The sequence below is a fragment of the Desulfosarcina widdelii genome (assembly GCF_009688965.1).
Taxonomy (GTDB): Bacteria; Desulfobacterota; Desulfobacteria; order Desulfobacterales; family Desulfosarcinaceae; genus Desulfosarcina; species Desulfosarcina widdelii.
Genome location: NZ_AP021875.1, coordinates 1,894,574 through 1,917,103 on the forward strand (window position 1 = coordinate 1,894,574; position 22,530 = coordinate 1,917,103).

The following is a 22,530-nucleotide window of genomic DNA, read 5'->3' on the forward strand; positions in this document are numbered from 1 at the left end:
CCCTCCTCTTGGTTGATGAATAAAACGCCTTTATTCAGGCCGTTTATAAATTTTTGCGCCCAGATTTTGCGTCCATCCAATCTCTTCGGAATACTGGGCGTACATGCTTTTGATGGCGGCCTCCAGGGCGCTCGAACGGCTCAGATTTGTCGGATTGACCCCATCCGTGCCATCGTCGAACCAATCCGCCTGGGCCATGATGTGGATCTCGTAGCTTTCCTCGTGATCGACGTCGCCCGTGTAACTTCCATCGACCCAAATATCTCCGCCGCTCGCGGACTGGGTTGCCTTTTGGATCAGGATTCCGAAAATCTGAGTGATTATTGATTCGTTGAATCGGGTCGCCTGGATGTAGGTCCCGTCAAGGACGAACGTTTGATTGACCGCATCCCAATGGTAGTCGGTCTTTTTTTCCTGATAGCAATAGGCATCGAATTCTCCCAAATTGATCGGCTCCGTCATGCCTAACGGGGTGTGTATCCGTAACTTCGATTGGCCCGTCCGCCATCGTTCCGCGTCGCACTCGACGTCCGGTATCGAACCGGGATGAACCGTTGACGATTGTTGATAATAGACCCAATGCTCCAGCCGCATGATTCCGTAATGCTCCTGGTTGATCCGATCCCGGAGTCGCCGCGTGTAAAAGAAAAAATTGGAGTCGGAGAGCGCCGGCGCATTCGCGCCCAAATCCACGTTAATCGAATAAAAAAGCGACCGCGTGTCGTTATAATCGGACGAGTTAAACGTCGGATTATACCAGACCCCTGACACATGGCTAGAGGCTCCCGCGCCCTCCATATATTCCGTGCAATAGGTTTCCGGCCATTCTCCGGATTGGGAAAGGGATTCATATTGCGTCATCTTGTATTCCCCGTCGTAATCGAACTCGGACGGGTATTCTCTCATCAAAAAATTAGAGTAGTTTAACAGATCGTCAGGCCAATAAACTGTCCCAGGCTGGCCGCCCCAAGAACCTGTCTGAAGCCCATCGGTATCCACCGTCTGGTAGACCTGCTGAGAATCCGGCCAGTCCTCTTCGAACCGCTCGAAAAAAAGTTCCAGATCGTCCGAAGAGGCCGGCCATGTGACCCCTTCCAGCGTCGCATCATGGGCATAGTCGTCGGTTCTCGGGTCCCAGACGATATAGGCCCCATCCTGGCCGTCAGCCGCGACAACGATCACAACGAACTGATCGCCGCATGCCCTCGGCTCTTGCTTAAAACCGATAACGGTCGCCTGGGCATCGGTACGATAGGGCTCCCATTTGACGATCACCGTGTCGCCATCCTCGAAGGCCGCAGCGTTGCAGGACATGTATTCAATGGGCACGTCATCCAGGGCGTTGACCGCGTTGATGTCCAGATCCTGGATGCTGCTGAACAGCGGATCGAAAACCACCCGGCAGGTATTTTGGATCTCGTCGATATTGTGGATCGTCGCGTATCGATAGGTCGGGCGCCATTTCTGGATGGCGGGCATGATGGCAAAATTCAGCATGGCGTCGGCCACCGGCAAGGTAAGGAAGGGAACGGCCTGCCCGTCCAGGGATTGTACCCAGACAGCGCCGTCATCGTAGCCCGGCCGGATGTTGATCCCGTTTTTCGCCTCGGCGCCGGGCTCGATGGTGCCGACCTCCCCGGTTAAGCCCTCGGTGAAATCCGCGCACCAGGCCGTGGTCCGATAGTCCATGTCTTCGATGATCGCATCCAGTTCGGCGATCCTTTTTTGAAGGGAGGATTTTCTCAATTGAAGTGCGGCCAGAATATTCGGATCGCTTTCTTCAGCGATTCGGGCATCTACGTTGGCCAGGGCCGCTGCGAGATGGCTGTGTTTTAATGCAGCCGCTGCGGTGTCATGCTTAACCTCGATGGTGTATTGCCCATCCCCGATCTCGTTTATGATCTCAGCTTTGCCCATCACCCGGCCTCGACCACATCGACGTATTGCCGCGTCGGTGACAGCAGGCAAACGATGCTGCCCACTGTCATCTCGTCAGACCCATAAACCGCAGTGTCTCCGGGCCGCAGATAGAAATCGGGCTTGGCGCATCGGTACTGCCGACGGCCGTCGGCCATGACGGTTTCGGTTTTGACGCCTTTCAGGGCGACTACGCTCGGTGAGAGATAGGTCCGGGTCCGGTAGCCCACCAGCGTCATGCTTTGGCTGTTCCCGCCGCGATCTGTCCGGTCGCTGTAATAATCGACCCGGATCAGCTCTTCCCGCAAAACCTCTTCGCCCTCGTCGACGGCCGCCATGTCGACCACGATCTCACCGTTCGGCCTGGCCGCGATTGCCGCAGCCGCCGCAGCCGTGTACACGATGGACAATGCAAGATAGGATGGCTCTCCCGTTCGCATCCGCAGCTGGAGCGATTTCAAACCAGATAAATCGTAGTCCTCCAGCCCGTCCGCCGCTCCGGTCATGCGCGCATGATATCGGTAGATCAGCAGCAGGTCGCCGTATTGGGCCATCCATTTCGTCAAATTCAGCGCCCCGGCGGTCGCTCCGAACAAAATTCCTGCCTGGCCGTTGGCGTTGCGAACCAGACCGCCGCCGGCAACGGCGGAAAGAACGAAGCCGGCACTTCCACCGACCTGCTTTTCGAAATTAACGCCGGCAGTCGCCCCGAAAACCATCCCGGATGGGGCACTCTGGAAAGACGAAACTGTTTCGACTCCGGGCGCGTCGTTCAATGTGAACCCGGCCGTTCCCCCGACGCCATCAAAACCGTCGGCGTAGACCACCGTGAAATTATCCCAGAGGCAATAGGTGTCAGTATAAGTGATGTCGCGGAACGTGAGATAAATCCAGATGTCATCGGTCGAGACCGTGCGGGTCCACATGGTTTGCCAGAAATAGCCGTTATCGTACTTTTCCAGCTTTAAACTGCTTCCCGTCCGCGTCACACGCAGGGTTGCAACGGTATCGTTGTTTGACATGATTCCGGTAGTTCCCGGCGACCCGGAAACCCAAAAGTTGGCCGCATAATCATCGCCATAGGCCCCGAAAAAACCATAGTTGTTCGAGTCCATATAAAGATAAATAAACGACCGCTGCGCCGTGGAAGAATGTTGGGAGAAGTCCAAATCAACGGTGAACTGGAAGTTGCCGATGAGTTTGTAGTTGGTCCGGACGTTGGCATGCCGCCCGGAGGTCGAACTGGCGAACTGCTTGAGCTGGTTGCCGGAGATCTCGGAAACGCCGTCGGCAAGGGACAGCACGGAGAGCGCGGCATTTTCATCCCAGAACGCCGCGTTGGGGGCGTCGCCGTCCACACCGCTGAAATCATCGTTGCCGTAAACTGCCATTATGCGTCATCAGCTCCGGTGACCGTGACAAACACCTTGATGACATCGTCATCAGAAATTCCGGTGACCGCCCCGCCGGTAAACTGCACCACCGGACCAAGGATGGCGCCGGAAGCGGCCTGATCGCCCTTGGTATCGTCGGATACCAGGGCCGCGCCGTAAATGGTCGCATCGGTGCCGTCCATCGTGAACTCGGCCTTGGAGGAAGTGTTGCTGATGGACTTGCCCGATACGCCATCCTCCGACCAGGCCGGCCGGGTGCTTTCGTCGTATCCGTCGGACTCGGTAAATCCGGGCGATGCATAGGTATCGGTTGCCACCGGTGTGTGATCGTCAGAAAACAGGAGGACATACCAGGCGGTTATCGGGGTGCCGCCCGACAATGACGCGTCAAGAACGTGGTTGATGAACTCGTCGGGGCAAAGGTTTTCTTCGATCCGCTCGGCCAGCATCTTGTCACCACGCCAATGCTGAACCACCCAACGGCTGCCGATGACAATTTTTTGATGAGAATTTTTCATTGGATAAATTTCTCCGAAAAATAGATGGTGATCCTGGAAACGCCGTCGCGGGCGGCTTTCAAGCCATAGATGTAGCCGATATAAACACCGTCCCAGTAGGAGACCCGGATCTGGCTGGCGTTTTCGAACAACGACCGGATAACGGCGATATCGGTATCGGACAGCCGGCATTCGGCAACCAGGGTGCGGTCGATCTCGCTGACGCCGTAGTGAGAAAGTACGCCGCCGCCGTCCAGGGTCTTGTCCCGGCTGATTCGGGCAGTGTTTTCATAGGTCGCGGTGAGCTGATAGTTGCGGATGCGCAGATGGCCGGCACTGTCGGCAGTGGTCTTGCTGACAAAAATCATGGCGCACCGCCAAGCAAAAGTTGATCGAGCCCCTCCTGGGTGGCCCGGATCTGAAGCCTTCTTAAAAATGTCCAGATAACCATCTCTATATCCGGCTCCATCCCATCGCAATTGACTGTGATCATGCTGTCCCCACGCTGAACAGCCTCGGCTTTTGCATCAACGTACTTGGCCTGGGCTTCGGTCAATTTTTTCTGGGATTCGAGGGCTTCGCGCTCAAGTGAAACTTGTTCTTTGAGGATGTCCTGTAAAAACCATTTCTCTGACATGGACCCTTCAAAGCCGGCCAGGTCGGAAAACATGCTGGAACTGGCGTCCGCGATGGCCGCAACGCTTTCGCCGGCGGCTTCAAAGGCTGCTTTCATAGTCTCGGCGTTGGCCTCGACCTCGGCGATATCGAGCTTGGCCTTGAACTCGATGGCTGTCTGAAGGGTTTCGGCTTGGGCCTTGACCTGGGCGATCTGTAGATCGGTTTCGATTTCGAGGCGTTTGACGGCGGGGATGGCCTCTTCGATCTTTTCCTTTGCATTGTCGACCTGGGCGGTGTCGACCGGTACGACAATCGTTTCCCACTGGCCTGTCTTCTCGCTGTAATATTCCAGCGTCTGCAGTTTTTTCTCTGCATCGGCCGTGTCGATATCGACGGCCTTTTCCTCTTCGACCAGGATGCCCAGTTCCCGCATCTTCTCGGTCAACTCGGCCGTGGAATCGACGGCGTCGTCCATGCTGTTGACCAGTGCCAGGTTATCTTCATAGGTGGTTTCTGCTGCATCCTCGGCCGCCTCGGCTCTTTCGGCCATTACCTGACTGAGCCGCTGCTCGACCTCGATGGCCTCCTGGCGGACGCGCTGGGCCTCTTCTTCTACCCCGAAGACGCCTGTGTATTTGTCGATGAATTTGAGTACGGACTGGGTGGCCGTGTCGACCTCGGGGACCAACTCGCGGTAAAGCGTACCGATCTCCCATCCAATGCCGAATGCGGCCGCCGCGCTACCAACTACCTTTAGCGCCGATGCGAGGCCGCCGGAACCCACCAGGGATGTGGTTAATTTGGCAACGGAACCGGTAGACAAAACATTGAGCACTCCGCCCATGCCCTTGATTGCTGTGGAAACGGTCGCAATCGGAACGGATATGGCCGTCACCGCTGCGCCGATGCCGGCAATATTCGCAGCGGTCGTTTTCGTGCCTTCATCGAGGGAGTTGAACCAGCCGATCAGATCGCCGATTCTTGCGGCAACGGCCACAAAGATCTCGCCGAGCCCTTTGCTGAAGTCGACCAAACTTTCCAGCGAATCCACCACCCGCTGGATACCGTCGCGCAGGCTGTCCGCATCGCCGAAATCGATGTCGTCAAACAGGCTCGTGATGAGATCTTTTATCTCTCCCAGCGAATCCAGGAAACCGGAATAGTCAACGCCCTCCAGCGCCTCGGGCAGGTTTTCTGCAATCTGTTCCAGCTTGGCTGCGATCCCATCGAGAAAATCGTTTAAGGCATCCAGGATCGGTTCGAAAGCGCCGGCGTCCACGGCATCCTCGAGGGCGTTCAAAACGGCCGTGATGCCATCGACCGCACCGGTACCGGCCGTCTGGAAGTCGTCGCCAATGGAAGAGGAAAGATTCTTGAATCCCTGCACAAGCCGGTTGACCGCCACCTCCGGGTCTTTCAACCGCTCGGCCACCTCTTTGGCGGCGGACCCGGTCGCGTTCATGGCCACGGCGGTGATCTCGGTCGATTTGCTCAGGCCGTCGAACACCTCCACCATGCGGGCGCTCTGCTCGATACCCACCAGCTGCTGGGTGACGAACAGCTTCTGCGGCTCGTCAATCGTCTGGAAAGCCCTGGCCACATCATAGAGAATATCCTTGCCGGACCGCAGCTGCCCGTTGGCGTCTTTTTGTGAAACGCCGATGGAGGCCAGGGCCTCCTGCACCGGTTTACTGTCGTCGATAAGTTTGAGCAGGCCGGTTTTCAGGGCCACGGCCGCCTCGTCGCCGGACCGGAATACCTCGATCACAGGGGTGACGACGCCGGCGGTCTCCTCCATGGAAAAACCCATGGTGCGGGCGATGGGAGAAATCCCGGCCATGCCCCGGCCGAGCTGTTCGATGTCGGTGGCGTAGTTGTTGGAAACCTCGTTGAGGATGTCGATCAGCCGCCGGGCATCCTCGGCCGGCGCCTTGAACCCCTTCAATGATGCGATCAGGATTTCGCTGGAGGCGGACGCTGCCAGTTCGCCGGCAATGACCAGGTCCATGCCGTCCTTGGCCAGGGTCATGGCCCCCTGGATATCGAAGCCGGCCTGTTTGTAGCTGGCCGTGGAACTGAGGACCGAGGCCGCCGACTCGCCGTATTCGTTGGACAGGCCCTTGGCACTGACCTTGGCGGTCTCCAGGGCCTGCACATTATCGCCGGCAACCTTTTTCAGTTCGGTGAAAGCGCTTTGAAGTTTGGAGGATTCGCTATAGGCATAGGCGATCCCCGCAGCGGCCATCGCCGCCAGTACCGCATCGAGTTTGACAACGGCGCTGGTCACAGCGGCGAACGGCTGGGCGATGTCGCGCACATTGCTGCCCAGACTGTCCATGTCCTGGCCCACGGCAGAAAACGTCGATCCCGTGCGATTGGTCGCCAGGATGAGCAGTTCGATTTTTTTGGTCAGGCTGTTGGCCATGGTTCAAGTCTTCAATTCTACCGCGCCATTTTTTTCCGGAACCGATGCCACAACATCCGCTCCGTCTCCGTCAGATACCCGTGAGGAAAAATATCGGGTATCACTTCGAAGAGAAATCGGTGCCCTCCGAATCCGCCTCCGGAGCACATGGTGAGGGCGTCCTGCACCCGAGGGGTGGCCCAGAGGCGTTCGATTCCCCCAGCGGCACATGCCCCAGGGAAGTCAGCCGATTGATGGCGTTGAACAATTTAAGAAAAGAATCGATGTGAAATTCAGCCAGTCGCACCGCATCGCTCTGCTCCAGCTTTACCGATGCGCACCCGAACTGCACATAGGCGATGGCCTTGGCAAGTGCGTCCGGAACGCTGGACCCGCCAAGACCCAAAGCCTCGAGCGCCGCCTCAATGGCCTCGGCGCCCTTGCCGTCGGCCAGCTTTTTGACCAGCCCTTCGAGATTCTTGTTGACGGCCACGCGCTGCTCGGCCCGATAAACTTCCGGGCCGGTCAGGTTCTGGACGACGATTACCGGCTTTTCGTCATCGTCGAAAAAGGCGGCCAGGGCCGGAACCGGCACCGGTTCTGTACGCCGCTCGTATTCCGTCGTTCGGTATTTTTCGATATTAAACGGCATGTCTCCTCCGGAACATTCTCTCTACGATGAGAACTCCACCGACGGTTTTTCGCAGTAAATGGTGCAGCTGATCTTGTTGGGATTGCCCGAAGGAAACTCCCGGTCGAACGCCAGCAGCCCCTGGGTCAGCATGTAGGGCAGCTTGTTGGCGTCCGGCCACCATTTGACGGTCACCGTCTGGTTTTTCTCCCGCACGATGCCATCGGTGATGCCGTCTTTCACGTACAGGGTAAAAGAGGCGTCGCCGACCGAGTCGGCCTTCATCGATCCGATGGCGCCGGAAACGCCCGATCCCTCGTAGACGGCGGTGCTGGATTTGGTGACGCCCATCTCGGCCGGTTTGAAATCGGCCACGTTCTGCTGAACCGTCAGGCTGGGTGTATAGAATTTGATGTACACCCGCTTGGCCGCAGGGCCGGTATGGATCGCCGGCAAGGGCGTATTGAATTTTATGTGGGCGTTTTTCTCAGCAGCCACTTCGGCGTAGCTGCCCTTGCCCACGTTGTGCTCCTCGAAGCCGGGAATGTCCGCATATTCGGCGTGATCATTGGGCGCCTGGTAGATCTCGGACTCGGCAATGACGGCGCTGGACTGGCTGTTCATGCGAACCTGTCCCAGTTCGACGGCATCCTCCGGGATCAGCGGCGGGCCGCCGGCGGCGCCACGGGTTTCTGAAAACTCGGTACCCTCGGTGCCCTCGACTTCGTCCAGGCCGCCAACGTCGGTCATGATGATTGACGAAATCTTGAAATTTTCGGTGGACGGCCGGGTCACCGCCTGGCTGCCGGCCGCAACAGAGTGCTCGACGCCCTTGGAATAGGCCGTAAATGCGGCCACGGTCACCGTGTCGTTGGCTGCGTTGGGAGAAAGCACCCGCTGCCCGGTCACGATCCCGTTGGGCCGCACGTCGGGCTCGTATCCCGAGCGCCCGCTCCACAGGGCGCCAAGGTTGAAACGCTGGTGGTCGCCCGAGTCGGCCATAACCGAGAAGTCGGTCAGGGTGCGACTCAACTCGACCGCTACCTTTCCTCGTTGAGATGATGACATTTCGATCTCCTTTGGTTCCACAAGGGATGCCGTCCGGCGGCCCTTGCGAGGTTATTTGCTACGAACTGGTGTACTCGGCTTCTATGCGATAGTTCAGGCCGTAAACGAGCAGCGGGCCGGAGGCCATGATCAATCGTTCCCGCACCGGCCACAGCTCTCCCACGTTCTCCACGATTCTGCCGATCAGCCGGTCCCGCACGGCCTCGATGATCAGGTGGCACGCCTCGGCGCCGTCCGCCCGGCTGCGGTGATTCTTGGCGATGAGCACAACCGTGAAGTTCATGGTGTGCTCGGCCAGGATTTCTTCCATCTTTCGGTCTTCGAAACTGGCCCCATCGTAAAGCACCCACAATGCCGGCAACCGCTTGGGATTGGTTTTCAATTCGTCGATATCCCCGGCGAACTGATCGACACCGCCGGCGGCTTCAGAAATGTCACCCAGGGCCGTGATGATATCGTCGATGCTTTCCTGGATCAGGGCGGTCAACTCCATTGGATCGACGCCTTTTCCCCTGCCCGGTTCAAACAGATCGATGGGCGCCCAGCCTTTCAGGTATTTGCTGCGCTCCTGGGGCCGGCGGGCATATTCGTCCATCCAGTTGGCCACCATGCAATGGGCCATTTCCATTGTCAGGCACTTGCCACCCACCACTTTTTCGTAAACCTTGCGGTGGAGTTTTTCGCCGCGCATCAATCGCGGCGGCTTGTTGGCGATAGAGGTGCCGGTGTAGGTGGGCGCGTCGCGCTCCATTTCTGCCATAACGCCGAAAAAACGCTCCACGGTTTTGGATTGGCCGTGATACGCCCATGCAAATATGGTCTGGATGCCCAAATTGCTGTAGATGCCGGAAAGACCGGCCTGTTCGAGATCGGTATCGAGGCCGGTGCCCTGGAAGTACTTGGATTTAAAGGCTTTGCCATTATCCAGATAGACCACGCGCGGGATCTTGCCCAGCATGAGGATCGCCCGGCGCAGCGCGACCGAAATGGCGACGGTGTTTTCCGTGGGGGCGATCTCCCAGCCGCAGGGCATGTTGGACCGCATGTCAAAAAACGTGATCAACTGCATCCGCTCGATCTTGCCGGTCCACGGATTCAGGATCTGGAAGTTGAGTTTATGGCCGTCGGCCACCAGGATGTCGCCCACGTTGATCAGTTCCGGATTGCGCTCGATGGAGTAGCAACAATTGTCGTTCCAGTATTTCTTGCCATGGCGCTGAAAACACCAGATGTCATAATTGTGGGCCTTGAAATCCATCAGCCAGCGCCGGTAGGTGTCCGGGCTGTGACCGTTGTCGATTCCCAGTTCGGCCATGCGATTCTTGGCTTTGCGGATGATTTCGGAAATCAAACGCTTGTTGGGATGCAGGGCGATCTGGAGGATGACGGTGGCCTGCTGGGCGGTGACGATGGATTTGCCGCGCCGCCACCGGCCCCGGCGGTCGGAAAGATCGCCGCCGGCCCGAATGGTGCGCTTCCAGCCCTCGATGGTTTTCCAGGAGACCGGTCCGACGATGGCGTGGATCTCCTCGAAGATCAGTCCGGAATTGTATGCCAGGATAAAATTGTCACGGGCCACGGCCTTGTTGCCATGACCGGCGGCGGCCAGGGTGCGGGTGTATTGCAAAAGCAGGTCGGTCTTGGCACTGAATACGGCTTTTTGCTTCTCGGTCATCGCCGGTACCGGCGTTTTCTCCGGTGCGGCCATCGGAAGGCGGTTCGTGGATGCCGCCGGCAGGTTGCAAACCAGTTCCCTATTATAAAGGAGGCGGATGTCCTCGGGCAGGCTGTCGACGGGGTAATGCTTGATCTTGCCACCACGGCCGGTTGATAAGTTAAATTTCCAGCCCTCCTTAAGCGCCCGTTTTCTGGCCGCCCTGACGGTCACGCCAAGCAAGTTTGATATTTCTTTTGCCGTGAGTGCCTGCATGATCAATCCTCGATAAAACGCCTCAACCGTTCGATGAACTCGATCACCTTTTTACGGTCGATCCCCTTGAAATTGTTTTTCTTGGCGGTAAAGAGTTTTTCCGTGATCGTCAGGAATGCTTCTACAAAGTCCTCGGGCAGTTCGCGTGCGGCCTGGGTGATTTTCGTTCCGGTCCGTTGGAGGGTGACACCCAATTTTTCGTTGACCAATTTCTTGACATGGGCGCCGGTGGGTTTTCCTTTCGGGGAGGTTTGGACGGCACGCTGCCAAACCTCGATCTGTTCTTCCGGTCCGGAAAGCTTCGCCATCGACCGGATCTGGCGTTCGTTTGATGGCAGGCAAAGAAACGGGCTGATATCCGAACCGGAAGGTGGATTTTGTAACCCATGGGTGACATTCTCGAACACATTGGCGGCATCGATCAATCGATAGGCGGTCTGCCTGGATATCCCGAACTTGGATTCCACATAGACCTCAAAGGTCGGATGGGTTTTGCGATAATATTTTTCCCCATGGATTTCCCGCAGTGCGAGGCCGCTGTCGAAGGGGCCTTTCATGCCTTCGAAAACGACCCTCTCAAGTTCCTCCAGACGGTTTTGTTCTTGCTCCGTCAATGGATCGACCACTTCAACTTCGCTGTTTCCCATGTTCACCACCTTTTTATGCGATACGGTTATCGATCATATGTTCAGGACAACCCTTCTTGCGCAGGTACGCCAGCACCCGTTCATCGTCCTCCTGGCCTCGTATGGTACGCCAGGTCGCCTCCATCGATGCGCCGGTAATCATCACCACGTCGCCGATGGAAATGTTATGTTCCCAAAGCCAGCTGGAGACCGCATTTCTAGCCATCAGGCCACCTTTTTCCTTTCGGGCCAGAATTTCTGACCCAGGCGCCGTTCGATAAAGTCCCGGATTTCCTGCGGCCGGCGCCTGCCGTTCACCACCTGCGAGATGTATTGCCGAGACACCCCCAGTTCGTCGGCCCAGTCGGACATCTTTTCGCCCTTGCGCAGGGCAATGGAACGGATGCGCCTGGCGGTAACTTTCCGGCCGATGCTTTTTTCATCGTCGCGGTCGTCTACATAAAGGGTGTAGGTGATTTTTCGTTTGCGGCTCATCTAAAGCTCCGATTCGATTCTGCGGACAATCCGATTTTTCTCCTTGATGTCCATTTTTGCCTTGGCCCATGAGAGCAATTTTTGTTCACGGTCGTCGACGATTCGAAGCCCCAACGGACGCGCCAGCGTCTCGATTACCGAACACCTCTCAACGGCGGCACAAAAAACGGGCAGCGCCTTCAAAGGGATGCTCCGGTTAAGTTCATTGGGATTGAGCCATTTTTCGAAGGTTTCGACGGTCAGGCGTTTGCAATTGCCACTGACCAGGCATACGCCGAAGCGTGCGGCCAAGTCGTTCATACGGTCCACGATCTGCTCTCGGGATAATCCGCATTCGCGGACATCGGTGTTCATGACCTGTTTGATCGGGCGGATCACATTCAGGGTGGGTTGGTCGAAGAGACCGAGTTGGATGGTGATGGGCTTGTTCATCTTGTCCGCCGATTCGATCCAGGTTGTCCGTTTTTTACGAAGACTCGGACATTGACATTCCGGGCTCATCTAAATTAGAGTAAGACCGTCGCTAACTTGTATAGCACTAAAAATAGTTATAGGCCCTATTTTTCGGTATGTCAACCCGATTTTTAGGTTCCTGCTAATTTTTCCAGCTCTTCCGACCTGTACCAATTACAACTTAATGGAATATTTGAAGAAAAAATGACAGTTCCTACTTCGAAAACCGGTTCCCACTTTAGTTCCGACTTTCATAAAGAAAGTGGGAACCCAGATTTCGGAAAAAGACTGACCTCAAAAAGAAAGCTTATAGGGTTGAGTCAGGATGCATTAGCCCTAAAAATAGGAACAAGTAAAAGCACTGTACAAAGGTATGAAAAAGGAGAGCTTCCAAAAGGCGACAAGCTTTTAGCATTATCTTTTACCCTTGATTGCTCATTAGATTGGCTACTTAAAGGCGAGGGAGGCCCAAGCGAGCCATTTATTGATGATGAAAAGGCACCTACCAACAACATCCACGACTCGCAAAATTTTCACATTATTCAGGAATTCGAAGATCAAGAATTCGCGCTGGAGATCAACCAGGCCCTCATGGTCATGGAAAAAACCTCCTTAAAGGAGTTTTACAAGCTGGGAGGGTATATCAAGGCCCTGTCGGGAAGCGGGATCGAGATACGTACTGATTATAGCGGTTCCCAGAATAAGCAATATGATTCCGATGTCTGGGATGGCACCGAACGCAGATCGGGGAAAGATCGTCGCAAAACAGTAGGTAAAACTGACGTCAACCCGGAATAATAATACTCTGCCAGGATAGGTAATCTAAAATAGTGCTCAATTATCATTGCTCTCCTTAAATAAACCTTGGTTCAGTAAAAATCCGGAATACTGTTTAAATTTCTGGCTGAACCTGTTTTTGTTTTGAAATCTCGAAAGGGTAACGATTTGCCCTAAAATTGGCTCATTTTTTAGCGAAAAGTTGGTTCCGGGTAATTCTTTTCAAACGCAGTATAGTTTTCTCTCCAACTATTTAATTCAAAATATTATTTATTTGATTCCGGACACAGATTGCTGGTTCCGGTTATAGTCACGAGCACAGATGGAAATGCCTGGAACCGGCGCGAAATCAATAAAAGGTTTTCTGAAGCGATCTATCACTTTTGGCATAGGATAGTTACAATTGGGAAGGCTGTTTTTCGATATTTGTGTTGTTACCGAACTCAATTGGTAAAAATCATGATCTTATGAGTGAATTCCAGCAAAACTATAGAGGGAAGGCCTTCAATATGAAAATCACACATATTTTCAGTTTTCTTGTCCGCCCGGAAAAAGGTCAGGAAGTGCAATCTGAAGTTGGAGGGACATCAATACCGCTCGAGGGCAATCTGTATTATATGCTATTGACTATATTTGAACGAGCAACTGAGGATTGTAAAATAGATATAACTTTTTTGCCAAGTGGGGATGGAATTCAATTCAACCAGCGTAGGTCCGAAATACTTGATGTAATCAAACATCGAGACATTAAGCATGCACAGCTCCTTGCAAAACACCTTCAGTCAGTAACGACAAAAAGATCAAAATTAGGATTGTTTTTTATCGTTCTTGGAAGAGATGGGGGGACAGAACGAATTTACTTGTCAAGGTTCCCTGCAGATTTTGGTATCGTTGCTGAAGAAACGCAGAACGAGTTACATGTCGAGTTGATTGAGCAAGTTTTTATGAAAAGCGAAAAAAGCTATAAAGCCGTTGTTTTTGACGGCACAAATGCAGACTCTGATTTTTGGATAGGGAAAGCGATCGACAAACAAGTCAACGACAATTCTGTTTCTATCTCAGGGTATTGGATAAAGGAATTCCTGAAAGCTGATTTTCGCACCACTTCAGCTGCAGGGACTCGCAGGTTAGCAAAAGCAATTATGGAAACCATCAATCAGACGAACGATCTTGAAATTAAAGAAGAACTCACATCCGCGGCAAGACTTTCAAGATCATTGGCTAATAAGATAATCAGCATGGATAACTTTGCTGATAAATTTGGACTTTCCGAAAAAACTAAGAATGCGCTAATATCAACACTTCGAAACAGGAATCTTCGTTTTGATCAATTTAAGTTTTCTACCAGTGAATTTAGGAAACATGTCAGATTCCGATCTCTTCAAATCAGCAACGGTGCGATTTTAACCGCTCCATTAAACAGTTTCGATCAATGCTTTACAAAGCAATGTATTGCTGATGATAGCGACGAATATTTATTTAGCACGCAAGGTACCATTGTCGATGATCGCTTAAGAGCTAAAAAATCATGAAGAGCTTACTGGAGTTATATACAAATCGATATAATAATATATTAGTCCCCGCCGCCAAAGGTATAAAAGGACTTCTAATTGATTATTTTGAGGACTTTGAAAGAATTGACCGAATTTCAGCTAGAGCAAAATCTATAGATAGGTTTATGCAAAAAGCTCAAAATGAAATTAACGGGAAACCGAAATACTCAGATCCATTGAATCAAATTCAAGATCAAATTGGTGCACGCATTGTTACATTCTATAAAAAGGATGTTGATCGTGTAAGCGAAGTAGTACTTAAATATTTCAGACATATAGAACTAACCTCAATTGTGCCTGATTCTGATGCCGAATTTGGATATTTCGGCAAACACTTTATTTTGATAATTCCTCCAGATGTGTCTGAAGCGGAAGTTTCCGGTTGCCCAAAATTCTTTGAATTACAGGTAAAGACTCTATTTCAACACTCTTGGAGCGAAGCGAATCACGACCTCGGTTACAAACCGAATTCAGATTTATCTTCGGAGATCAAAAGGAAGATCGCATTTACATCAGCTCAAGCATGGGGCGCAGACGAAATTTTCAACGATCTTTTTTTAAGAATGAACCATATAGAGAGCTGATTCTCGCGCCGCCGTATCAAACAATCTTTGGAAGCGATCCCAAAAATCAACCCAAAACTAAATCGTGCGAAAACGGGTCGGACCGCGCTAACCGACAGGAATTTAATTAGTAACGCTTAAAAATCACGCAATTTTTAGCCTTAAACGGCCCTTTTAATGCCAGCGCATAGATCTACCATGATAGTTTTACTTTAATATTTTAGAGCCATAAATAGGCATATTGGAGGTGACTTAAATGGGAAATTTAACAGTAGGTGAATTAAAAAAGAGACTCTCAGTTTACAAAGATTCTGCCAAGATATCGTTTGCCGGAGGATTGACTTTCTATCAATTGAAGACTTGGTCAGACAACGAACTCTTTGTTGAATTCAACGAACCAGAAGGTTATCTTTCAGACGAGTTTAGAAAGCGAAATCCTGGCGTCAAGGTTGTATTTATTGATCCCACCGGGGCAAACTGTAGCGCGTCTGGAATTATAGGTGATGTAGACGTTAGTGTAAGGTAATTAGTTATTGAGGCAGATTAACAGAAATGGGGCCATGCTAAGACCCACCGCCGAAGGATGTTAACAAGATGTCTATATAATATTCCCATGCAGCACGTAAAATGGACGTCTATTGATTATCAATTTTAGAGAATCATGGAAGAAGAAATGTACCCTGGCTTCGAATTACACTTTGAAATGACAATGAGATCATTCCTGGGAAATAAGGCGGATCATATTGCCGGTCAGGCGTATAGTCCTCAGGTTCGAAAAAAGTGGTATCGAAAAGCACTCCTAAAAGCCCAGAAGCAGATAATGTCTATTGATACATCCACATCCCATCGGGAGCAACTTAATACATGGTGTGAAGCGGCTTTAAAGGTCTTAGGAGAACGTAAATTAGATGAATATAAACTACTAATTTATTTGTTTCGTCTAATAAGTGCACTATTGGGATTTCGTGGTTTGAAAGGGGTAACTCTATATTCAGCATTTTTTTGGCAAAACAAAGGACAGTATTATACTGAGCAGCTTAATTCCGTTGCTGACCCAATGATTGATTATTATGATATTGAAAATTCCGTTTCTATAAGAAAAGAGCTCGTTAAAGAGCTAAAAGAGCGAGGCTTATCGGATTTTAAAATCGCACAAGTGTTGAACACAACGGAGTATCAAGTAAAAAAAATGAAAAATAATCTCTAACCTCGCCACGCACATGGCCTCGCAGTGGCGGGCCTCCTTGGCTTTGGCATAGTTTGGTCTTTAACTATTTTTTGCGGAGTCCGGAAACCCTGCTCGCATTGGTGGCGTTGTCCAAATTTCTGAGATAGTGTGCAAATATCGCAAAATATTTTGCGTTTTCAGGTCATTTTTCTGATTTTTAAAATTCGTCGAAAATCCGCTCCATACCCGCTTGTCAAAACATCACCACCACGCCAAAAACACCGACATTAAAGCATATCCATCCGAACCAGAATCCCATTGAATCCCGCCAAATCCCGTCAAATCCCGCCTATTCGTTTTGCTTAGATAGTGTGCGTGCGGTAAATGGATATAAATTTCCACGCTAAATCAGAATTATTCCCACGCTATCTCAGAAAAATACGGGCCTGCAAATACTGAACGCAAAAAACCTGTGCGAATCGTAATAAACGGATCGCCAGGCTGATTTAGCCGAGTTTTTGAGCTGAAATCCTCCCTAATAATTTGTGATCAACAGCTCCCTACCGGCGGTCTGCTTGGCCTTCGATACAGAATATTTCAAAACCACCGGTCTGATTTCGAACCGGCTAAAAACCTTCCGAATTTCCGGATGGTCGTTGATGCTCAAAATGAATTTGCCGTCTATGGTTGCGAGAACGTTGGCCATTTGCTTGTAGTCGCCGAGTTCCAAATTGTGCTCGTAATACGGCATTTTGTAATATGGCGGATCGCAATAAAACAGCACCTCCGGACGGTCATATTTGCCAACAAAAACGTCCCAGGTAAGGTGCTCGATGGTAACGCCGACCAGGCGAAGGTGAACAGCTGACAGTTCCTCCTCGAGGCGCAACAGGTTAATCCGAGGCGGATGCATGGGGCCGGCCCCAAACGTGCGGCCCTTAACCCGTCCTGCGAAGCAAAGACGCTGCGTGTAATAATAACGGGCGGCCCGCTGAATGTCGGTCAGGCCGCCAGCAGCTTGCTGGCGCTTCCAGTCCCCGAACCATTCTCGAGACGATAAAATCCATTTAAACTGCTTTAAAAATTCTTCGAGATGGTTCTGCAGCACCCGATAAAAAACGACCAAATCACTATCAAGATCATTGATCACTTCGTATTTCGAAAAAGGCTTTTTGAAAAACACCCAGGCCGCTCCCGCAAAGACCTCACAATAGGATTTGTGATCGGGCATCATGTCGATAATGGTTTGAGCCAATTTCGACTTACCACCAATATACGCTAATGGGCTGTTCACGGCCGTCTCCTTGTGTATTTGAATCAACGTGTGATATAGCCCTGATGCTTCACCCAAAGCATTGGGCCGTCTGATTTCAGATGTCTGGTTGAACCAAGGCAGCCATTCGCCCTGGGGATGTTAGCGCATCCACCAGGGCGGCCCAAACCTCCCTAACTCAACTTGGCGGCTTTCACCGCAGCATTAAGTCTGCGTTTGAGTTCCTTGTCGGAGTTCAGCGCCCGATTTATATATCTCTGGTTGTTACGGGCTACGAAAAAGGTTACTGCCACACCGAGGATAACCCCGGCGAGTAAAAATCCTGCTTCGATCATTTTTCTTTCGTTTGGGTATTTAACCCTCATCGCCAAACACCTAATGCAACCCGCAGCCAGACAGACTGACGCCGGTTAGTTGGGATGTTGATTCTCCGAGCGTGATCTCATATCCGCTCGATGGATCATTGTTTGAGTCAACCACAAATACATAAACAGTATTGTTGGTAGAAAAACCACCTTCTCGGACTGTAGCCGTAATTGATGAGTCGGACCAACTATCAATTGTGGCAATAGCGAGTTTAGTGCAGGATGTATAAATGGCATTGTTTCCGATTTCCACCCTGGCCGCTGCGTTATCTCCCGCAGCTATATAAATATCATCGAGGACATAGTTGTAGGTCGGATATGATGTTGACGCAAAATAGCCTGGAAAATTAATCCGGTCGAAACCAACGGCCATGTCACTTTCATCAAACCAAGCTACATCATGGTTTTCGTAGAATGTATGCCCGGATGAACTCACCGCTCCAAAAAACTCTCTCGACCCGGAATCGGTCGTTCCATTTCCTTTAAACCAAACAGACCACCTTACAGGCTCGTCCCACACCCACTGTTTGTTCGCTGCTGTGCTGCGCCCGGTGCCAGAACCCTGTCGTGGACTACCTTGGTCGTTAGAGTGAATGGTTTGCCAGTTGCCGCCACTATCAACTCCAGGCACCCACATATCCGGCTCGTTGTCCACACTCCAACCATCTGCGGTATAAAAAAACCATGCGTGTTTAACATTGGGAACCCCGTCGAGAGCTTCTTCTGTTGACGCCCCCGGCCACCTATAACCATCAGGCACATATGCAATTGATGATATGAATATTTCTATTTGGGTTGATCCAAAAATAAATCTATTTTGGACGGCCCCTGCCAGCCCGCAATGTCGGCTGCCCATATTGTTTGATAATGCAGGATCCGACCAGCCTTCACCGGGCCTCTGATTCCACGATCCCGTTACGGCAGCATCCGTGCTGCTAAATGTTTCATCATCTGACCCATCAGAAAAGTCGTCGAACAAGACAATTGTCGGTCCAGAGCCAAAGCTGGACCCGGATATCGTTATCTGCCGGCCGTTTTGAAACGTACCGCTTACACCCGTAATCGCAGGTGCAGCCATCGCCGAAGTGTATAAAAGACTAAAAAGAAGCGTCAGAAATATCCGTGTCATTTTCTATCCACCAATCTATGTGCATAGTCCCAGACCCAGCGTTAAATATTCTCACCCGAGCAAGCTGCCCTGTTTCGGTGCCGTCTATTGATTGTGTTCCTCCCGACCACGATGAGCCATCCGTTGACCACCAGACCTGAAATTCCGCGTTTCCTCCAGTTCCCTGTTTTACTCGCAATTTCCAATAAATTGTCGCTGGTGGGGAACTGATCTCGTTATAATTAATTTGCTTGGTCCCTCCGGTAGCCGTGACTTCCCAATCCTCATCATTTTGTATGCCGAGGATACCCAGTTGATTTGATGACCCGTCATAAAGCCTGACTGTTACTCCTGTACTGGAGTAGGATTCCGTAATACGCCACAGGAAAGCACAATATGTTTCACTTCTGGGCGTAACCGCTATTGATATATGCTCTCCCGCACCGAGTTCAATACACTCATCACCCTCCATGCTCAGCCCGGTAGTGCTGTAGTCATAATCAGGGGAACCAACTTCATCCGTCCAATCATCGTCATCTGCCTGTGTCTCAACTCCGTTTAAATGTACAAACGTTTGCCCACTCGCAACCGCCTGCCAACCACTGTCATAATAATAGCTGTCGCAGGTTTCCCACGAATCACCATCATAATAATAGCAATCGACCTCCGTGTCCCAATCCGCCCCGTCATAATAGTAGGTGTTAGCACAAACGACCGCTGCGAATAAGAGAATGGCTAATGCGATGAGTTTTTTCATTTTCCACCGCCATTAGGTATCATTGATGGAGGCACGCTGGTTTTAGCCTTTTCCTTTTTGGTCTCGGCAATTTGCTTCAGTTCTTTCCGCAGCACCGCCGCCTTGTTGCGTCGTTCGATGGATTCTTGCTTGGTGACTTTGAGAGATAGCCGCGTAATTAGAGATTTTAGTTGAACACTCTCGTCAAGCAACGCAGCGTGCTGAGCGGCAAGGTTCTCATACTTCAGTTGCCAGTTTTCTTCGGCCCATGCCGTGCCACAAAAAATCAGGAATACAATTAATACTCGAAACATATGTCCCCCGTTGCCGGACTGCCGATGCCTGTCCGGTCATCTGATAGAAAAAGACGGTTTACATTGCCGTCGCCGTTGACAATGAAAGCGCCGGATGCGCCTACCGCATTACCAAGAGCAGAAAGCACATTCGCCCCAAAGTCCGTCGAGTTGGGAACCGCATTGCCGCCCTCGGTAAGCGTATCAACTTCTAAAGATGTTCCAAGGTCGTATGCTCCAGATGCCATTTGATCAGGTCCAACGCCATCGTCCTCAATCATTGCTCCATCGAGCTTATCTGACCCATTATCCCACTGATTCGCTCCAACCGTAATATGCTTGCCTGTAGCAATTTCAAGGTCTTCTTCAAGGTTCAGATCAATTTTGATTTCCATCTGAGCGTCAGATTGGTCAACCAACCATGCGGTTGTGCGTGTGCCGCCGCTCATGTAAGTAGCCCAAATATCCGAGTCCTCGCTATCCTCGGTTGTCGTGATAAAATTGGCCCAAAAACCACCGGCCTCTTTGTCTGCGTTTTCGGAACCGGCACCGTCTGAATCGTTGAGGATCACATAAGGATCTGTGGAGGAATTCCAGATTGTGATATCATCTGGAACTTGAGCGTCAGTTACAGCGCCCTGCAAATCAGCCAAATCAAGCACACCTTCAAGGGCCGTTTCGAAACCCGCAATCGCCGCCATTGTCGCATAGTCTGCCGCAGTAACCAAAGACAAGCCGTTGGCACTCACAACATTTTCAGCCGACAACCCGGCTTCCGCCTCACTGGTCAAATAGGTGGCGTCGGTTGGCGCACCGGACCCACTTGGCCAAGAATCGTCAATGGCCTCGATCAGTTCGTTGAGCGTATCGTCGTCGGCATCGCCAAAGTTGGTATAGGAGTTTCCAGGAGTCAGATCCGTGAAGGCAGTATCACCAATGGCCGCCCCGGTCGCCATTGCCGTGACGCCGGTTTGTAAGATACTAATCGCTCCGGACACAGACACCGCCTCGATCCGGCTATCACCAACACCATCATAAATCAAAATTTGGGAGTTGTTCATGCCGGTGATTTCTGCCGTGATGCCGTCCAGAGTTGTATCGGACCCGCCAGCGCCCTCGACCGCTGTTTCCAGGGCTTGCAGGGCCGCTTTGATCGTCAAGTTGTCGTCTATCGTGCTGCCGTTGAACTCGCCCAGGTGGGTTGACCCTATGGCCACGCCCGAAAGAGTGACAAGATCGTCGGCCTGTAATGCGGCAACGGCAGCAGCCGCAGTGCCTGCGGCATCATACGATCCAGACAGGTCCGGAATATCACCTGCCTCAAGCCCGAATGTGACGGTGGCCCCGGAAAGATCCCAAGTGCCAGTGGGCGTCAGATCCAAACCATTTATGGTTGTCGTTAAAGTCAGCCATAAATCCCAAAGATCGTCCTGGCTAACAGCATGTGTGGTGTCCGCGTTGAAATTTCCCTCGGTAAAGGCTTCGTCCTGCACTTCTGCTGACCCTGCGGCTTGGGTATCCACACTAACCCATGCCGATCCAGACCACCGGCAGGTTACGACATCAGACCCGCCGCCCACGGTACAATCTGTTGCCCCGTCACCGTCCGTGACCTCGATCCGATCACCCGTTGTCGGAGATGTTGGCAGGGTGGCCACGGTGCATTGACCAATACGATAGGTAGTCCCTATAGCTAAATGCGTCACTCCTGCCTTGGTTTTGTACCCGGTACCGTCTTTTTCGAACGGGGACTCATCTCCCGGAGGCAAGGCCCATGCGTTGGTAACGCATATGGCCATCACGAGTAAAATTAGAGTAAAAAGTGCTTTTTTCATCTCACACTCTCCAGATAAAGGGTGAGCTGCTCACCTTCCCCGGGCGACGTCAGACCGACTGTCAGACCTCCATAAATCGACAAATATCCGCCGGACTCGGTGTAACTGGCCACCTTGACCAATTGGGCCGTCGTTGTGCTGCGGTCGGCGATGGTGGCACTTTCCATGGCATCGGTAAGGGTGACGGTGTACTGTCCAGATAGCGTGCCGATAGGCACCGTCTTGAGACGATATGAGTAAAGCCCGTTGACCAGCTTCTTGTCATCTCCATTCAGGTACGAAAACAGATCGAAGTTGGTACTCGAGGCGTCGGCCGTGAGATCTATTTTTACCAAGGCCTTGCCTTCCGCCTTGTTGTATTTGATAACGGAGGCGGCGATTTCCCATTCGGCCATCACAGGACCGGACGGTAGTGTAAAAAAGCATAATGCGATGAGTATCAGCAGCGTTCGTTTCATGACGGTCCTCCCTCAAGTTTATTTTGCTCGATCAATTTCCTGCTTTTTTGCATGTCGTCCAGAACACCGATCAGGGCCATGACAGCCGGGTCCGGCTTTGGGCGGCCGTTTCCGTTATGGTCAGTTTCGGTCATGTTGTTGCGAAAGGACTCGGTCGCCTGTTGATTTCCCAGCAGCAATGCGTTCGTGTGCCAGTGCAGCCGGGCGCGATACAAATCCAGACATTCCGCGACTCGAACATTCCCGCCATCTTTGGCTTTCAGATCCGCCTCCACCCATGCCGGACATCCGTCCTCTCCATTCCATGAGCGCTGCGGACAACCTTTTTTAAACTCTTTCAGTCCTCTGATGCACGGTGGTTTTCTCAT

Annotated in this window: 25 protein-coding genes; 5 read left to right on the plus strand and 20 right to left on the minus strand. The window is 51.9% G+C overall.

What is annotated here, in order from left to right; all coding sequences use genetic code 11:
- Window positions 1-30: 30 nt before the first annotated feature.
- From GN111_RS08765 to GN111_RS08820, 12 genes are all read right to left on the minus strand, one after another.
- The gene (locus GN111_RS08765) at window positions 31-1,917 is read right to left on the minus strand and encodes a hypothetical protein (RefSeq protein WP_155303400.1); all 1,887 of its coding nucleotides are present in this window, start codon (window positions 1,915-1,917) and stop codon (window positions 31-33) included.
- Window positions 1,917-3,308, minus strand: a complete 1,392-nt coding sequence (locus GN111_RS08770; protein ID WP_155303401.1) for a hypothetical protein — start codon at window positions 3,306-3,308, stop codon at window positions 1,917-1,919. Before GN111_RS08770 ends, GN111_RS08765 begins: the two co-directional genes overlap by 1 nt.
- On the minus strand, window positions 3,308-3,829 hold the full coding sequence (locus GN111_RS08775) for a hypothetical protein (RefSeq protein WP_155303402.1): 522 nt from the start codon (window positions 3,827-3,829) through the stop codon (window positions 3,308-3,310). Before GN111_RS08775 ends, GN111_RS08770 begins: the two co-directional genes overlap by 1 nt.
- The gene (locus GN111_RS08780) at window positions 3,826-4,176 is read right to left on the minus strand and encodes a hypothetical protein (protein WP_155303403.1); all 351 of its coding nucleotides are present in this window, start codon (window positions 4,174-4,176) and stop codon (window positions 3,826-3,828) included. Before GN111_RS08780 ends, GN111_RS08775 begins: the two co-directional genes overlap by 4 nt.
- The gene (locus tag GN111_RS08785; RefSeq protein WP_155303404.1) at window positions 4,173-6,851 is read right to left on the minus strand and encodes a phage tail tape measure protein; all 2,679 of its coding nucleotides are present in this window, start codon (window positions 6,849-6,851) and stop codon (window positions 4,173-4,175) included. Before GN111_RS08785 ends, GN111_RS08780 begins: the two co-directional genes overlap by 4 nt.
- A 100-nt stretch (window positions 6,852-6,951) precedes the next feature.
- Window positions 6,952-7,482: a hypothetical protein gene (locus GN111_RS08790; protein WP_155303405.1), complete on the minus strand. Its 531-nt coding sequence runs from the start codon at window positions 7,480-7,482 to the stop codon at window positions 6,952-6,954.
- A 21-nt stretch (window positions 7,483-7,503) separates the two neighbouring features.
- Complete coding sequence (locus GN111_RS08795) at window positions 7,504-8,529, minus strand: hypothetical protein (RefSeq protein WP_155302570.1); 1,026 nt, start codon at window positions 8,527-8,529, stop codon at window positions 7,504-7,506.
- A 58-nt stretch (window positions 8,530-8,587) separates the two neighbouring features.
- On the minus strand, window positions 8,588-10,459 hold the full coding sequence (locus GN111_RS08800; protein WP_155303406.1) for a phage tail terminator protein: 1,872 nt from the start codon (window positions 10,457-10,459) through the stop codon (window positions 8,588-8,590).
- A gap of 2 nt (window positions 10,460-10,461) precedes the next feature.
- Window positions 10,462-11,106 carry a hypothetical protein gene (locus GN111_RS08805; RefSeq protein ID WP_155303407.1) on the minus strand — a complete coding sequence of 215 codons (645 nt, stop codon included), beginning with the start codon at window positions 11,104-11,106 and terminating at the stop codon, window positions 10,462-10,464.
- A gap of 13 nt (window positions 11,107-11,119) precedes the next feature.
- The gene (locus tag GN111_RS08810; RefSeq protein ID WP_155303408.1) at window positions 11,120-11,311 is read right to left on the minus strand and encodes a hypothetical protein; all 192 of its coding nucleotides are present in this window, start codon (window positions 11,309-11,311) and stop codon (window positions 11,120-11,122) included.
- The gene (locus GN111_RS08815; RefSeq protein ID WP_155303409.1) at window positions 11,311-11,580 is read right to left on the minus strand and encodes a helix-turn-helix domain-containing protein; all 270 of its coding nucleotides are present in this window, start codon (window positions 11,578-11,580) and stop codon (window positions 11,311-11,313) included. The genes GN111_RS08810 and GN111_RS08815 overlap by 1 nt, the downstream gene beginning before the upstream one ends.
- Window positions 11,581-12,012 carry a hypothetical protein gene (locus GN111_RS08820; RefSeq protein WP_155303410.1) on the minus strand — a complete coding sequence of 144 codons (432 nt, stop codon included), beginning with the start codon at window positions 12,010-12,012 and terminating at the stop codon, window positions 11,581-11,583.
- 225 nt (window positions 12,013-12,237) lie between these two features.
- Between GN111_RS08820 and GN111_RS08825 the strand changes: the two genes are divergently transcribed.
- The 5 genes from GN111_RS08825 to GN111_RS08845 all read left to right on the plus strand — a co-directional run bounded on the left by GN111_RS08825 (window position 12,238) and on the right by GN111_RS08845 (window position 16,133).
- Window positions 12,238-12,831 (plus strand): helix-turn-helix domain-containing protein, encoded by a 594-nt coding sequence (locus GN111_RS08825; protein ID WP_155303411.1) that lies wholly within the window; start codon window positions 12,238-12,240, stop codon window positions 12,829-12,831.
- Window positions 12,832-13,319: 488 nt separating this feature from the next.
- Window positions 13,320-14,342, plus strand: coding sequence for a hypothetical protein (locus GN111_RS08830; RefSeq protein ID WP_155303412.1), 1,023 nt, complete (start codon window positions 13,320-13,322; stop codon window positions 14,340-14,342).
- Complete coding sequence (locus GN111_RS08835) at window positions 14,339-14,947, plus strand: GTP pyrophosphokinase (protein ID WP_155303413.1); 609 nt, start codon at window positions 14,339-14,341, stop codon at window positions 14,945-14,947. Before GN111_RS08830 ends, GN111_RS08835 begins: the two co-directional genes overlap by 4 nt.
- Window positions 14,948-15,182: 235 nt before the next feature.
- Window positions 15,183-15,452, plus strand: coding sequence for a hypothetical protein (locus GN111_RS08840; protein ID WP_155303414.1), 270 nt, complete (start codon window positions 15,183-15,185; stop codon window positions 15,450-15,452).
- 135 nt (window positions 15,453-15,587) lie between these two features.
- Window positions 15,588-16,133, plus strand: a complete 546-nt coding sequence (locus GN111_RS08845; protein ID WP_155303415.1) for a hypothetical protein — start codon at window positions 15,588-15,590, stop codon at window positions 16,131-16,133.
- 496 nt (window positions 16,134-16,629) lie between these two features.
- On the opposite strand, the gene GN111_RS08850 is transcribed toward GN111_RS08845, so the two are convergent.
- From GN111_RS08850 to GN111_RS08885, 8 genes are all read right to left on the minus strand, one after another.
- The gene (locus GN111_RS08850; RefSeq protein WP_197740516.1) at window positions 16,630-17,445 is read right to left on the minus strand and encodes a DNA adenine methylase; all 816 of its coding nucleotides are present in this window, start codon (window positions 17,443-17,445) and stop codon (window positions 16,630-16,632) included.
- 95 nt (window positions 17,446-17,540) lie between these two features.
- Entirely contained in the window at window positions 17,541-17,702 is a 162-nt protein-coding gene (locus tag GN111_RS08855) for a hypothetical protein (protein ID WP_155303416.1), read from the minus strand.
- 40 nt (window positions 17,703-17,742) lie between these two features.
- Window positions 17,743-18,861, minus strand: a complete 1,119-nt coding sequence (locus tag GN111_RS08860; RefSeq protein ID WP_155303417.1) for a hypothetical protein — start codon at window positions 18,859-18,861, stop codon at window positions 17,743-17,745.
- A complete protein-coding gene (locus GN111_RS08865; protein ID WP_155303418.1) occupies window positions 18,830-19,597 on the minus strand; it encodes a hypothetical protein in 768 nt (255 codons plus the stop codon). The genes GN111_RS08860 and GN111_RS08865 overlap by 32 nt, the downstream gene beginning before the upstream one ends.
- Window positions 19,594-19,890, minus strand: a complete 297-nt coding sequence (locus GN111_RS08870; RefSeq protein ID WP_155303419.1) for a hypothetical protein — start codon at window positions 19,888-19,890, stop codon at window positions 19,594-19,596. The genes GN111_RS08865 and GN111_RS08870 overlap by 4 nt, the downstream gene beginning before the upstream one ends.
- Window positions 19,875-21,704: an autotransporter outer membrane beta-barrel domain-containing protein gene (locus GN111_RS08875; protein WP_155303420.1), complete on the minus strand. Its 1,830-nt coding sequence runs from the start codon at window positions 21,702-21,704 to the stop codon at window positions 19,875-19,877. Before GN111_RS08875 ends, GN111_RS08870 begins: the two co-directional genes overlap by 16 nt.
- On the minus strand, window positions 21,701-22,162 hold the full coding sequence (locus GN111_RS08880) for a hypothetical protein (RefSeq protein WP_155303421.1): 462 nt from the start codon (window positions 22,160-22,162) through the stop codon (window positions 21,701-21,703). The genes GN111_RS08875 and GN111_RS08880 overlap by 4 nt, the downstream gene beginning before the upstream one ends.
- Entirely contained in the window at window positions 22,159-22,530 is a 372-nt protein-coding gene (locus tag GN111_RS08885; RefSeq protein WP_155303422.1) for a hypothetical protein, read from the minus strand. Before GN111_RS08885 ends, GN111_RS08880 begins: the two co-directional genes overlap by 4 nt.

Coding starts and splice junctions, on each gene's coding strand:
- GN111_RS08765 (WP_155303400.1), bottom strand. CDS start 1,917: ATGGGCAAAGCTGAGATCATAAACGAGATCGGGGATGGGCAATACACC.
- GN111_RS08770 (WP_155303401.1), bottom strand. CDS start 3,308: ATGGCAGTTTACGGCAACGATGATTTCAGCGGTGTGGACGGCGACGCC.
- GN111_RS08775 (WP_155303402.1), bottom strand. CDS start 3,829: ATGAAAAATTCTCATCAAAAAATTGTCATCGGCAGCCGTTGGGTGGTT.
- GN111_RS08780 (WP_155303403.1), bottom strand. CDS start 4,176: ATGATTTTTGTCAGCAAGACCACTGCCGACAGTGCCGGCCATCTGCGC.
- GN111_RS08785 (WP_155303404.1), bottom strand. CDS start 6,851: ATGGCCAACAGCCTGACCAAAAAAATCGAACTGCTCATCCTGGCGACC.
- GN111_RS08790 (WP_155303405.1), bottom strand. CDS start 7,482: ATGCCGTTTAATATCGAAAAATACCGAACGACGGAATACGAGCGGCGT.
- GN111_RS08795 (WP_155302570.1), bottom strand. CDS start 8,529: ATGTCATCATCTCAACGAGGAAAGGTAGCGGTCGAGTTGAGTCGCACC.
- GN111_RS08800 (WP_155303406.1), bottom strand. CDS start 10,459: ATGCAGGCACTCACGGCAAAAGAAATATCAAACTTGCTTGGCGTGACC.
- GN111_RS08805 (WP_155303407.1), bottom strand. CDS start 11,106: ATGGGAAACAGCGAAGTTGAAGTGGTCGATCCATTGACGGAGCAAGAA.
- GN111_RS08810 (WP_155303408.1), bottom strand. CDS start 11,311: ATGGCTAGAAATGCGGTCTCCAGCTGGCTTTGGGAACATAACATTTCC.
- GN111_RS08815 (WP_155303409.1), bottom strand. CDS start 11,580: ATGAGCCGCAAACGAAAAATCACCTACACCCTTTATGTAGACGACCGC.
- GN111_RS08820 (WP_155303410.1), bottom strand. CDS start 12,012: ATGAACAAGCCCATCACCATCCAACTCGGTCTCTTCGACCAACCCACC.
- GN111_RS08825 (WP_155303411.1), top strand. CDS start 12,238: ATGACAGTTCCTACTTCGAAAACCGGTTCCCACTTTAGTTCCGACTTT.
- GN111_RS08830 (WP_155303412.1), top strand. CDS start 13,320: ATGAAAATCACACATATTTTCAGTTTTCTTGTCCGCCCGGAAAAAGGT.
- GN111_RS08835 (WP_155303413.1), top strand. CDS start 14,339: ATGAAGAGCTTACTGGAGTTATATACAAATCGATATAATAATATATTA.
- GN111_RS08840 (WP_155303414.1), top strand. CDS start 15,183: ATGGGAAATTTAACAGTAGGTGAATTAAAAAAGAGACTCTCAGTTTAC.
- GN111_RS08845 (WP_155303415.1), top strand. CDS start 15,588: ATGGAAGAAGAAATGTACCCTGGCTTCGAATTACACTTTGAAATGACA.
- GN111_RS08855 (WP_155303416.1), bottom strand. CDS start 17,702: ATGATCGAAGCAGGATTTTTACTCGCCGGGGTTATCCTCGGTGTGGCA.
- GN111_RS08860 (WP_155303417.1), bottom strand. CDS start 18,861: ATGACACGGATATTTCTGACGCTTCTTTTTAGTCTTTTATACACTTCG.
- GN111_RS08865 (WP_155303418.1), bottom strand. CDS start 19,597: ATGAAAAAACTCATCGCATTAGCCATTCTCTTATTCGCAGCGGTCGTT.
- GN111_RS08870 (WP_155303419.1), bottom strand. CDS start 19,890: ATGTTTCGAGTATTAATTGTATTCCTGATTTTTTGTGGCACGGCATGG.
- GN111_RS08875 (WP_155303420.1), bottom strand. CDS start 21,704: ATGAAAAAAGCACTTTTTACTCTAATTTTACTCGTGATGGCCATATGC.
- GN111_RS08880 (WP_155303421.1), bottom strand. CDS start 22,162: ATGAAACGAACGCTGCTGATACTCATCGCATTATGCTTTTTTACACTA.
- GN111_RS08885 (WP_155303422.1), bottom strand. CDS start 22,530: ATGAGAAAACCACCGTGCATCAGAGGACTGAAAGAGTTTAAAAAAGGT.